At 59.7% G+C, this 11331-nt stretch carries 11 protein-coding genes; all 11 read right to left on the reverse strand.

Translation table 11 applies throughout. The features are described from left to right. Positions 1-4: 4 nt before the first annotated feature. Positions 5-1024 (reverse strand): flagellar motor switch protein FliG, encoded by a 1020-nt coding sequence (fliG, locus tag CAF63_RS00725; RefSeq protein ID WP_007958288.1) that lies wholly within the window; start codon positions 1022-1024, stop codon positions 5-7. Beyond that, positions 1017-2804 carry a flagellar basal-body MS-ring/collar protein FliF gene (gene fliF / locus CAF63_RS00730; protein ID WP_085683001.1) on the reverse strand — a complete coding sequence of 596 codons (1788 nt, stop codon included), beginning with the start codon at positions 2802-2804 and terminating at the stop codon, positions 1017-1019. The genes fliG and fliF overlap by 8 nt, the downstream gene beginning before the upstream one ends. A 15-nt stretch (positions 2805-2819) precedes the next feature. Further along, positions 2820-3149, reverse strand: coding sequence for a flagellar hook-basal body complex protein FliE (gene fliE, locus CAF63_RS00735; RefSeq protein WP_011333048.1), 330 nt, complete (start codon positions 3147-3149; stop codon positions 2820-2822). Positions 3150-3276: 127 nt separating this feature from the next. Further along, positions 3277-4668 carry a sigma-54 dependent transcriptional regulator gene (locus CAF63_RS00740; protein ID WP_085683349.1) on the reverse strand — a complete coding sequence of 464 codons (1392 nt, stop codon included), beginning with the start codon at positions 4666-4668 and terminating at the stop codon, positions 3277-3279. A gap of 5 nt (positions 4669-4673) precedes the next feature. Beyond that, positions 4674-5885: an ATP-binding protein gene (locus CAF63_RS00745; protein ID WP_085683002.1), complete on the reverse strand. Its 1212-nt coding sequence runs from the start codon at positions 5883-5885 to the stop codon at positions 4674-4676. Positions 5886-5995: 110 nt separating this feature from the next. Next, on the reverse strand, positions 5996-7471 hold the full coding sequence (locus CAF63_RS00750; protein WP_003222863.1) for a sigma-54 dependent transcriptional regulator: 1476 nt from the start codon (positions 7469-7471) through the stop codon (positions 5996-5998). A gap of 172 nt (positions 7472-7643) precedes the next feature. Continuing rightward, the gene (locus CAF63_RS00755) at positions 7644-7940 is read right to left on the reverse strand and encodes a flagellar protein FliT (RefSeq protein ID WP_085683003.1); all 297 of its coding nucleotides are present in this window, start codon (positions 7938-7940) and stop codon (positions 7644-7646) included. A 10-nt stretch (positions 7941-7950) separates the two neighbouring features. Then, positions 7951-8349 carry a flagellar export chaperone FliS gene (gene fliS, locus CAF63_RS00760; protein WP_064594357.1) on the reverse strand — a complete coding sequence of 133 codons (399 nt, stop codon included), beginning with the start codon at positions 8347-8349 and terminating at the stop codon, positions 7951-7953. A gap of 129 nt (positions 8350-8478) precedes the next feature. Then, positions 8479-9942: a flagellar filament capping protein FliD gene (gene fliD, locus CAF63_RS00765; protein WP_085683004.1), complete on the reverse strand. Its 1464-nt coding sequence runs from the start codon at positions 9940-9942 to the stop codon at positions 8479-8481. An 81-nt stretch (positions 9943-10023) separates the two neighbouring features. Further along, positions 10024-10380 carry a flagellar protein FlaG gene (locus tag CAF63_RS00770; RefSeq protein ID WP_085683005.1) on the reverse strand — a complete coding sequence of 119 codons (357 nt, stop codon included), beginning with the start codon at positions 10378-10380 and terminating at the stop codon, positions 10024-10026. A 71-nt stretch (positions 10381-10451) separates the two neighbouring features. Beyond that, the gene (locus CAF63_RS00775; RefSeq protein WP_007958307.1) at positions 10452-11312 is read right to left on the reverse strand and encodes a flagellin domain-containing protein; all 861 of its coding nucleotides are present in this window, start codon (positions 11310-11312) and stop codon (positions 10452-10454) included. Positions 11313-11331: the final 19 nt, after the last annotated feature.

The following is an 11331-nucleotide window of genomic DNA, read 5'->3' on the forward strand; positions in this document are numbered from 1 at the left end:
GGGCTTAGATCATTTCCTCGCCGCCCTTGCCACCGAGCACGATTTCTCCGGCTTCGGCCATACGGCGGGCGATGGTGAGGATTTCCTTCTGCGCCGTTTCCACGTCGCTGACGCGCACCGGGCCTTTGGCCTCGAGGTCGTCGCGCAACAGTTCGGCAGCACGCTTGGACATGTTCTTGAAGATCTTCTCTTTGACGCCTTCGTCCGAACCCTTGAGGGCCAGCACCAGCACATCGGAGGACACTTCGCGCAACAGCGCCTGGATACCGCGGTCGTCGACATCGGCCAGGTTGTTGAACACGAACATGAGGTCTTCGATCTGACCGGACAGGTCTTCGTCGACTTCGCGGATCGAGTCCATAAGCTGGCCTTCGATCGAGCTGTCGAGGAAGTTCATGATGTCCGCCGCCCGCTTGATGCCACCCAGGGTGGTACGAGAGGCGTTCGAGTTGCCGGAGAACTGCTTCTCGAGGATCTGGTTCAATTCTTTCAGCGCGGCCGGTTGCACGGTGTTCAGCGACGAGACGCGCAGGATGATGTCCAGACGCACTTTGTGGTCGAAGTTGCCCAGCACTTCACCGGCCTGATCCGGATCGAGGTACGCGACCACGATCGCCTGGATCTGCGGGTGCTCGTAACGGATCACGTCGGCAACGGCGCGCGGCTCCATCCATTTCAGGCTGTCGAGGCCGCTGGTGTTGCCGCCCAGCAGAATGCGGTCGATCAGGCCGTTGGCCTTGTCTTCACCCAGGGCCTGGGTGAGCATTTTGCGCACGTAGTCGTCGGAGCCGACGCCCAGGCTGGTCTGATCGCCGACGATGTCGACGAACTCGCTCATGACCTGCTCGACCTGCTCACGGTGGACGTTGCCCATCTGGGCCATGGCCACGCCGACACGCTGAACCTCTTTCGGGCCCATGTGGCGCAGCACTTGTGCGGCATCGGTCGAACCCAGGGACAGCAGCAGAATCGCGGCTTTATCGACCCGGGACAGTTTGGCGACGGCGGCTCGGTTATCACTCATCTGCGTTAATCCACTCTTTCACGACCTGGGCCACACGGCCCGGGTCTTCTGCCACCAGACTCTTGATTGCGTTCAACTGAGCGTCATAGCCTTCGCTCGGGCTCGGCAGCAGGATGCTGGTCGGGCCGCCGAGGCTGACGCGATCGTTGGACAGTTCACCGTCCAGACCGCCCATGCCACCCAATTCCACGTCACCGCCCAGACCGGCCAGTTCCTTGCCTTTGCCGCCGCCGGTGATGTTGTTGAGCACCGGACGCAGCACGCCGAACACCAGCACCAGGATGAACAACACACCCAGCACTTGTTTAACGATGTCCCAGAACCATGGCTGGGAGTAGAACGGAATATCGGCGATCACTTCGCCGCGCTCGGCGGAGAACGGCATGTTGATCACGCTGACGCTGTCGCCACGGCTGGCGTCGAAGCCGACCGCGTCCTGCACCAGACGGGTGAAGCGCGCCAATTCGTCGGCGCTCCACGGCGCGCGGGTGGTTTCGCCGTTGGCCGGATTGATCTTGACCTGATCGTCCACAACGACCGACACCGACAGGCGATTCAGGCGACCCTGCTGCTGTTTGGTGTGGCTGATGGAACGGTCGAGTTCGAAGTTCTTGGTGGATTGTTGACGCTTGTCCGCCGGATACGGTGCGAGCATCGGCTGGCCGGTGGCCGGGTCCATGATCTGCTGACCGTTGGCGTCAACCAGTGGCTGGCCTGGTTGCACCATGCCCGCCGGGGCAGCAGCGCCACCAGTGGTTTGCGGTGCGGAGGCCGGCGACGGCGGCTGGTTGCTCAGGGCACCCGGTACGCCTTGCGGGCCATTGCTGGCGGTGCGTTGTTCGTTGACCGACTGTTCGCTGCGCAGGGCCGGTTGATCCGGGTTGAACTGCTCGGCGGTCGATTCGACGGCACTGAAATCGACGTCGGCCGAGACTTCAGCCTTGTAGCGATCGTTGCCCAGTACCGGTTGCAGAATGTTGTGCACACGCTGGGTGAGCATGCTTTCCATGCGACGGCTGTAATCGAACTGCTTGCCGGCCATGGTCATTTCGGAGTTTTCCGCCTGGTCCGACAGCAGATTGCCCTTCTGGTCGACGACGGTGATCTGCGATTTGCTCAGCTCGGGAACGGAGGTGGCCACCAGGTTGATAATGGCGACGACCTGGCCCGGCTCCAGCGAACGACCGGAGTACAACTCGACCAGTACCGAAGCGCTTGGCTTGCGCTCGTCACGCACGAACACCGAACTTTTCGGAATCGCCAGGTGAACGCGTGCGCCCTTGACGTTGTTCAGGCTGGAAATGGTGCGGGCCAGTTCGCCTTCGAGGCCGCGACGATAACGGGTCGCTTCCATGAACTGGCTGGTGCCCAGACCCTGTTCCTTGTCGAGGATTTCAAAACCGATGTTGCCATCGCTGGGAGTGACACCAGCGGCCGCGAGCTTGAGCCGCGCACGGGACAGGTCATCGGCCTTGACCAGCAAGGCGCCGGAATTCGGTTCGACGGTGTAGGGAATGTCGGCGGAGGCCAGGGTGTCCATGACCTGCTTGGCGTCCATGCCGGCAAGGCTGCCGTACAGAGGCCGGTAGTCCGGTTGCTGCGACCACAGCACCACGGCAAAGCCAATCGCCACGCTTGCAGCCAGGCCAACCAACAGGCCCACCTGACGCAGCACGGTCATCTCGGAGAGGTTTTCCAGGAAGGACAGGCCGAACAACGGCGGTTTGCCGTCTATCGGGGTGGCCTTGGCCGGAACGTTATCGGCGACTGCTTCTGCCATGACTCAATCTCGTCCTTAAACCGGCATCTGCATGATGTCTTGATAAGCCTGAACCAGCTTGTTGCGCACCTGGGTCAGGGCCTGGAACGACACGCTGGCTTTTTGCGAGGCAATCATCACGTCCGTCAGATCGACGCCGCTCTTGCCGATTTCGAACGCGTTGGCCAATTGACTCGAAGCCTGTTGGGTATCGTTCACTTTGTTGATGGCCTGACCGAGCATGTCGGAAAAGTTGCTGCCTGCCACTTCCGGGACAGCGGAAGTCGATTTCGGCTTCGACATGGCGTCCATTTGCATGGCCTTCATGTCCATCATCAACCGATTAAATTCAATACCTTGGCTCATGGTCTACTCTCTTGGGCGGCCCGCAATTTTTTGACACTCACTCGGCGGGTACTCAGGTGTTAGCAACAACGGTGCCAGCTCATGGCACCGCTTTCAGAAAAGCCGTTTCAAACGTTTGCGCAACCGGTCAGGTGGCGAACAGGTAGCCTTCGACATCCATGCCTGCATCGCGCATTTGCGCCAGTTTGTAACGCAGGGTGCGCGGGCTGATGCCGAGTTTTTCCGCGGCTTCCTTGCGTCGACCGCGCTCGGTACGCAGGGTGTCGATGATCATCTGAAACTCGCGGCGACGCAGGTCATCGCCCAGCGCACCGGCCGAATCCGCCTCGATCTCGACTTCACGAACGACCGGCGCGACCGGCACCACCGCCGGCAATGGAGCAAACAGCGCAGGCCCGGAGAGACAGAAATCCTGCGGCTGGATCAAACCGCCCTGCTGCAGGATCAAGGCCCGCTGGACGGCGTTATCCAGCTCGCGCACGTTGCCCGGCCATGGGTAACCGATCAGGCATGCTTGCGCCTCGGGCGAGAACTTCGCCATCGCATGCTTCATTTTATTGACGTGTTTGGCCAGCAGACGCTCGGCCAGCGGCAGGATATCGGCGGTGCGCTCACGCAACGGACGCCAGGCCAGGGGAAATACCGACAGTCGATAATAGAGGTCTTCACGGAACCGCCCCGCCGCTACTTCACCGGCCAGGTCGCGGTTGGTGGTCGCCACCACGCGAATATCGAGAGTGATCGGCTTGCGTGCGCCGACCCGCTCCACTTCCCGCTCCTGCAACACCCGCAGCAGCTTGGCTTGCAGGCCGAGGGGCATTTCGGAAATTTCATCGAGCAGAATGGTGCCGCCGTCAGCCTGTTCGAACTTGCCCGCCTGGGCCGCGATGGCGCCGGTGAACGAGCCCTTTTCGTGACCGAACAGGGTGGCTTCAAGCATGTTGTCTGGGATCGCCGCACAGTTGATCGCGATGAACGGCTGACTGGCGCGACAGGATTGCTGGTGGATGTAGCGCGCCAGTACCTCCTTGCCGGTGCCGGACTCGCCGGAGATCAGCACGGTGGAATCACTGCGCGCGACTCGCGCTGCCAGATCCAGCAACTGAGCACTGGCAGGTTCGACCGCGACCGGACCTTCTGCATCGCTCGCACCAAGACTGCCCAAGGCGTGGCGCGCCACCAAATCCAGCAAAGCCTTGGGCTCGAACGGCTTGACCAGATAATCCGCCGCGCCCTGGCGCATCGCATCGACCGCGCGCTCGACCGCGCCATGGGCGGTCATCAGCAGCACCGGCAATTGCGGCTGCCGCATGCGCAGCAAGCCGAGCAATTGATGACCGTCCATTCCCGGCATGTTGACGTCGCTGACCACCAGACTGAACGCTTCGCGATCGACGGCGTTCAGCGCCTCTTCGGCCGAACCCACCGCGTGATAATCGTGACCGGCCAACAACAGCGTATCGGCCAGCGCTTCGCGCAACGAGCGGTCATCCTCGACCAGCAGAACCTTGATGCCCATGACCTTCACTCAGCTCCCTGTACAGCAGAAAACAACGGCAGAATGACCTGCGCGCACGTACCGCGCCCGACCCGCGAACGCAGCTGCAATTCTCCCTGATGCGCACGCGCCACAGCCTTGACCACGGTCAGGCCGAGGCCGGTCCCGGTGACTTTGGTGGTGAAAAACGGCTCGCCCAGCCGCGCCAGCACTGCCGCATCGATACCGCTGCCGCTGTCACTGACACACAAACGCAGGGTGTTGTCGCGGGTATAGCAATGCACCTTCAGACGCACCTCACCGGCACTCGCCTGAATGGCGTTTTCAATCAGATTGAGCAGCGCCCCGACCAGCGTGTCGCGATTGCACAGCAACTCGCCGACATGGCTGTCGCACTGCCAGCGGATCGGCAGATCCTGCACATGGGTCAACGCGGCAGCCTGCAACGACTGCATCAAGGCATTCGGCGTGACACGGTCGGTCAGTGGCAGCTCGCCACGCGCAAAGACCAGCATGTCGCGCACCTGATGCTCGAGTTCATGCAGGCGCTCCTTGAGGCGACCGGCAAAACGCTGCTGGGTGGCGACCGGCAATTCCTGCTCGGTCAAATGACTGGCGTACAGCAGCGCGGCGGACAACGGCGTACGAATCTGATGCGCAAGCGACGCGACCATCCGCCCCAGAGATGACAGGCGCTCGTGACGAGCCAGTTGATCCTGCAAGTGACGGGTTTCAGTCAGGTCGTTGAGCAGCACCAACTGCCCCGGCTCGGCATCCAGCGAGCGGGTGGCAATCGACAGGCGTCGACCGTTCTTCAAGGAAATTTCGTGGCCGTCGTCTTCACGGGGTGCGAAGCAGCGGGCAATGACGTGACGCCACAGCTCGCCTTCCAGCGGCAGGCCAAGCAATTCGATGGCGGCAGGGTTGGCCTCGCACACGATGCCATGCCCATCAATGACGATAACGCCACCGGGCAACAGATCAAGGAGGTTTTGCAGACGGTTGGCCAGGCGTTCTTTTTCCGCCAGTTCCTGCATGCGCTGGGCGCTGACCACGGCCAGCTCGCCCTTGAGCTCGGTGACCCGGGCTTCGAGCATGCTGTAGGAGTCGGTCAACTGGCTGGACATCTGGTTGAACAGGGCGAATGCCTGCTCAAGCCCCTGGCGGCTCGCCTGCTCTACGGACGGCAGTTGCCCCGAGGACTCGGGAACAGAAGACATCTGGGAGGCTTGGGGCATTGTGCTCTCTCGCTTGGCTGACCGTCAGTTAAACGGAACGTTGCGAGGGACGTAGCAATACCCGTGCCTAAAAAAAACCGCTTATAAATGAAACAGTTGAAAAACAGGCGTCAATCATCCGCCTGTTCATCACCTTCACGACGGCTCATGCCGTACTTGCGCATCTTCTCCACCAGCGTGGTGCGGCGAATGCGCAGGCGCTCGGCGGCGCGGGCCACGATGCCGTTGGCGTCGTCCAGCGCCTGCTGAATCAAGCCCTGCTCCAGCCCACCGAGGTAGTCCTTCAGGTCGAGACCTTCCGGCGGCAGCATAGCGTTGGCGGTGAAGTCCGGCGTATGGCCGTTGATCGCCACGCGCTCTTCCAGATCGCTGCGCAGGCTGTCGACCATTTGCTCGTCTTCGTCGTCGACGTAGCGGAATTTCTTCGGCAGCTCGACCACGCCGATCACCCCGTACGGATGCATGATCGCCATGCGCTCCACCAGGTTGGCCAGCTCGCGGACGTTGCCCGGCCAGCCGTGGCGGCACAGGGACATGATCGCGGCAGAGTTGAAGCGGATCGAACCGCGCTTCTCGTGCTCCATGCGCGAGATCAGCTCGTTCATCAGCAACGGAATGTCTTCGACGCGCTCACGCAGCGGCGCCATCTCGATCGGGAACACGTTCAGGCGATAGTAAAGGTCTTCGCGGAAGGTGCCGATCTCGATCATGCTTTCGAGATTCTTGTGGGTCGCTGCAATGATGCGTACGTCGACGCTCTGGGTCTTGTTGCTGCCCACGCGCTCGAAGGTGCGCTCCTGCAACACGCGCAGCAACTTGACCTGCATCGGCAGCGGCATGTCGCCGATTTCGTCGAGGAACAGCGTACCGCCGTTGGCCAGCTCAAAGCGGCCGGCACGGCTGGTGATCGCGCCGGTGAAGGCGCCCTTCTCGTGGCCGAACAGTTCGCTTTCCAGCAACTCGGCCGGGATTGCTCCGCAGTTGACCGGTACAAATGGCGCGTCGCGACGTTTGGAATGGTAATGCAGGTTGCGCGCAACCACTTCCTTGCCGGTTCCGGACTCGCCGAGGATCAGTACGCTGGCGTCGGTGTCGGCCACTTGCTGCATCATCTGACGCACGTGCTGGATCGCGCGGCTGGTGCCGACCAGGCTGCGGAACAGGTTGGGTTCGCGATGCCGGCCACGCTCGCGGGCCTGGTCGTACATCTCGCGATAGACCTGGGCGCGGTGCAGGGAGTCCAGCAGTTTGCTGTAGCTCGGTGGCATTTCGAGGGTCGAAAGCACCCGGCGGCGCTGGTCTTCGGGCAGGTCCACCGAAGAATTATCGCCCATCAGCAAAACCGGAAGGAACTCATCCCAGGTTGAGAGTGTCTTTAACAAGCCCAAAAGTGCACCAGGAGCATTGACCGTCCCGATCAGTACACAAATGACCTCACGACTAGACGACAAAGAGCCGACTGCCTGCTGCCAGTCATGGCTTCCGCAGGGTAAATTTTCTTCGCCAAGAAAATTTAAGATCACCGCCAGGTCGCGGCGGCGGACGCTATCGTCATCGATCAGCAGAATTTTGGTTTCACGCCACATGCAATAGCAACTTCCCTAGTCAACTCAATGCCCAAAATGAGGGGCAAGCGAGACGCTTGCAGGACACCTTGTGCCTGTAGACGCCTGAAATCTGAAAACAGCCACTAGTTAAGTCAAAAAACCGTGCACAGTCAAATTTATGGCGCACATGTCTGGATTAACTGAGGGTTAATTAACCAAACAGATGGTAAACCTTTGCCGCGTTCTGCGCTTGGGTGATCTGCGACATCTCGTCGACTATCGCCTGACGCTCACCCATGGCGACTTCAAGCAGCTGCTTGTACACGTGCAGCAACTCCTCAAGATTGTCCCGCAGCGCTACTTCATCCAGAGACGCCTCACTCATGACATCTTCCATGCAGGAACGGCAATCGAGATCCAGTTGACCGATCGCCTCCCAGTTGCGCTCGGCCAGGGCGCCGACCAAGGCTACTCGGGTTTCTTCAATTCGCTGCAAAACAAGACTCATGGTGATCTCCTCAGAACTGCGGAGCGGGCGCAGGCGCGATCGCGTCCCAGCCTTCCTTGACGGTGCTCAGCAAGCCGGCAACCTCATCAAGAATGCGCGGGTCGCTGCTGATGTTCGCCTCGGCGAGACGTTTCATCATGTAGATGTAAAGACCGTCCAGATCAGCCAGCGTATCGGCAGACTTTTCCAGATCCAGACCTTCACGCAAGCCGCTGACGATGCCGATGGCCTTGCTGATCGCCGTGCACTTGGCGGCAATGTCCTTGCGCTCGATGGCGCCCTTTGCCTGAGCGATACGGTCCAGACCACCTTCCATCAGCATTTGCACCAGACGGTGGGGACTCGCTTCGGACGTCTGGGCCTGAGCGCCGACTTTCTGGTATTGCCGAAGGGCCAACATCGGATTCATGTTCTACCTCATTTGCCACTATGACTCGTATGAACAGTGTATCGCCAGCGAGTCGAAAAACTTTAGACCATAAGACAAAAACCCGGCGCACGCTCGAAAGCGTAGCCGGGTTTTTGTCGCTCTTGCATATTACTTCGCGGATTGCTGAGCATTCAGCGAGCTGAAGAACGACGTGATGTTGCTCGCCGTAGCCTTCATTTGCCCTACCAGCAAGTCCATGGCGTTGTACTTGGCAGTCAACGTCTTGGTCAGGTTGGCCACACGCAGATCCAGCGCCAGTTGCTGGGAAGTGAGGTTACGTGTGTTGTTGTTCAGGATAGTCAGGCGCTGATCCAGCAGGCCGGTGGTGGTCTTGCCATCGGCCGAAGCCTTGAGGTAAGGATCCACGGCCTTGCTCATGCGCGCCAACAGACCATTGGTGTCGTTGGTGCCAGTGAACATCTCCTGGACCTTGCCGCTCATGCCCGGCGTAGACATGGCCTTGTTGAACGCAGTCGTGTCGAACGTCAGGTTACCGGTATTGCGGTCGGTCATGACCCCCAACTGCGACAGATAGGCTATCGGGCTGCCAGCGGTTGCACTCGGGGCGGTAATTTGCCCACGGATATCGGCAACCAGCGAGCGCGCCAGGGAGTCACCGGTGAACGCCGCCTGAACAGTCAGCTTGCCATCTTCGTCCGGGGTCGCCTTGGACAAGGTGTCGATGGTGTTTTTCAAGGTGTTGTAGGCATCGACGAACGCCTGAACCGACGTCTGCAAACCTTTGGTATTACCGTCGACAGTCACCGTGACAGGTGTCGGTGGCGTACCCGGGCTGGCCGTTACCAGGTTCATCGTCAGACCGCTGATAGCACCGGTAACCGTGTTGCTCTTGCTGGTCACCGCCAAACCATCAATGGTCAGCGACGCATCCTTGGCGAGGCCATTGACCGCGCCGGAGTCACCGGCGGCCGGGTTGGAGCCCATCAGCTGGGTACCGTCGATTTCCAGGCCGGCAATGCCGCTGACTTTCATGTCGGAGCCGGCGCCAGTCTTGCTCGAACTGATCACCAGGCGCGAAGCACCCGAGCTGTCGGTCACAATGTTGGCGGAAATACCGTTGACGGCCTGAGCCGAGTTAATCGCATCCCGGGTACTCTGCAAGGTGGCATTGGCCGGGATCGTGACATTGTAATCAGTGCCATTCTGAGTGATTTTCAGGGTACCACTCGGAATGGCACTGGCAGCACCGCCGGCAAAGGATGCACTGGCTATTTTCGAGCCGGTAGCCAGATTATTCACAACAACACTGTAAGTACCCGAGACGGCGGTGTTATCCGCAGAAACCCCCAGAACGGCCGGAGTGCCCGAAGTTGCCGTGTAACCGGCAAACGCTGGATTGGTCTTGCTGCCCAGATTGGTCATCGCGGTCTGGAATGCGGTCAGCGCACTCTTCAACGTGCCGATACCGGAAATCTTCAGCGTGTTGGTTTTAGTCGCATTATCGATCTGCGTCTGCTTCGGCGACTTGTCGGCATTGACCAGCGCAGTAACGATTGCACCGATGTCCAGGCCGGAGCCCAGGCCCGAACCCGGTAAAATTGGACTTGCCATGTGCATCTCCCTTGGGGTTGTTGCCAGTCTTTTGACCCTTGCCGGCGCCTAAAGAACTTCAAACACTATTCATGCCAGTTATCAGACTTTGGCGTCGAACAACACGTGACTTGCGTTGGCGAGGCTGTCTGCCAGCTTCAGGGCTTCTGCGGAAGGGATCTGTCGTACGACTTCGCCCGTCTCGCTTGCGATCACCTTGACGATGACCTTCCCGGAATGCTCATCGATCGAGAACTCCAGATTGCGCTTGATCGACTGAACGAACTTCTCGATCTCCTGCACCGCCAGCTTCAGCTTGTTTTCATCGGCTTCCTGGCTCTTTTTCGAGGCAGGAACCGCTTCAACGGTCTGAGGCTTCGTTTCCACCGGCTTGTCAGCAACGGTATTGGCTGGCTTGGGAGCCGGATAAGACACGTTAAGCTTGACGCTCATGTCCATGCTCATCACCTCATAACGTAAAAAGCGAGAGAGCACGCAAGCGCACTCCCCCGCTAAAACTCATTCCGAAATTACTGAAGCAGCTTCAGTACAGCGGAAGGCAGTTGGTTGGCTTGGGCCAGAACAGAGGTCGAAGCCTGTTGCAGGGTTTGCTGCTTGGTCAGGTTAGCAGTCTCTGCGGCGAAGTCGGTATCTTGTACGCGACCCTGTGCAGCAGTGGTGTTCTCGGTGATGTTCTGCAAGTTCTGGATGGTGCTGGTCAGACGGTTTTGCGAAGCACCCAGGCTGGCACGAGTTGCACCGATTGCAGCGATAGCGGCGTCGATTGCAGTGATCGCGTTGTCGATGTTCTGCGAAGCAGAACCAGCGCCAGTACCGGTAGTACCGGTCAGAACTACAGTACCGCTACCTACGGACAGGCTGACGGCGTCGAACTTGGAGCTCAGTACCAGGTCGATGTGGTTAGCCGAACCGGTGTTTGCGCCAACTTGCAGAGTCACAGTACCAGCCGAACCGTCCAGCAGGTTTTTGCCGTTCAGGTTGGTAGCAGCCGAGATACGGGTGATCTCGTCGGACATCTGAGCGAATTCAGCGTTGGTAGCGGTCTGGTCAGCAGTGCCGTTGGTACCGTTACGTGCTTTAACAGCCAGTTCACGCATACGCTGCAGAATGTCGGTCGAAGCTTGCAGAGCGCCTTCAGCGGTCTGGGCAACGGAGATACCGTCGTTGGCGTTCTGGATTGCCTGGGTGTTACCGCGGATCTGGGAAGACATACGGTTGGAGATCTGCAGGCCAGCGGCGTCGTCTTTAGCGCTGTTGATTTTCAGGCCGGAAGACAGGCGCTGCATCGAAGTCGACAGAGCGTCGGAAGCGCGGTTCAGGTTTTTCTGAACGTTCAACGACGTGGTGTTGGTGTTTACTGTTAAAGCCATGACGAATTCCTCGTTGGTT

This window comes from Pseudomonas sp. B20(2017) (assembly GCF_002113125.1).
GTDB lineage: Bacteria > Pseudomonadota > Gammaproteobacteria > Pseudomonadales > Pseudomonadaceae > Aquipseudomonas.

Coding starts and splice junctions, on each gene's coding strand:
- fliD (WP_085683004.1), bottom strand. CDS start 9,942: ATGGCAAGTCCAATTTTACCGGGTTCGGGCCTGGGCTCCGGCCTGGAC.
- CAF63_RS00750 (WP_003222863.1), bottom strand. CDS start 7,471: ATGTGGCGTGAAACCAAAATTCTGCTGATCGATGACGATAGCGTCCGC.
- CAF63_RS00745 (WP_085683002.1), bottom strand. CDS start 5,885: ATGCCCCAAGCCTCCCAGATGTCTTCTGTTCCCGAGTCCTCGGGGCAA.
- fliF (WP_085683001.1), bottom strand. CDS start 2,804: ATGGCAGAAGCAGTCGCCGATAACGTTCCGGCCAAGGCCACCCCGATA.
- CAF63_RS00775 (WP_007958307.1), bottom strand. CDS start 11,312: ATGGCTTTAACAGTAAACACCAACACCACGTCGTTGAACGTTCAGAAA.
- CAF63_RS00755 (WP_085683003.1), bottom strand. CDS start 7,940: ATGAGTCTTGTTTTGCAGCGAATTGAAGAAACCCGAGTAGCCTTGGTC.
- CAF63_RS00770 (WP_085683005.1), bottom strand. CDS start 10,380: ATGGACATGAGCGTCAAGCTTAACGTGTCTTATCCGGCTCCCAAGCCA.
- fliG (WP_007958288.1), bottom strand. CDS start 1,024: ATGAGTGATAACCGAGCCGCCGTCGCCAAACTGTCCCGGGTCGATAAA.
- fliS (WP_064594357.1), bottom strand. CDS start 8,349: ATGAATCCGATGTTGGCCCTTCGGCAATACCAGAAAGTCGGCGCTCAG.
- fliE (WP_011333048.1), bottom strand. CDS start 3,149: ATGAGCCAAGGTATTGAATTTAATCGGTTGATGATGGACATGAAGGCC.
- CAF63_RS00740 (WP_085683349.1), bottom strand. CDS start 4,668: ATGGGCATCAAGGTTCTGCTGGTCGAGGATGACCGCTCGTTGCGCGAA.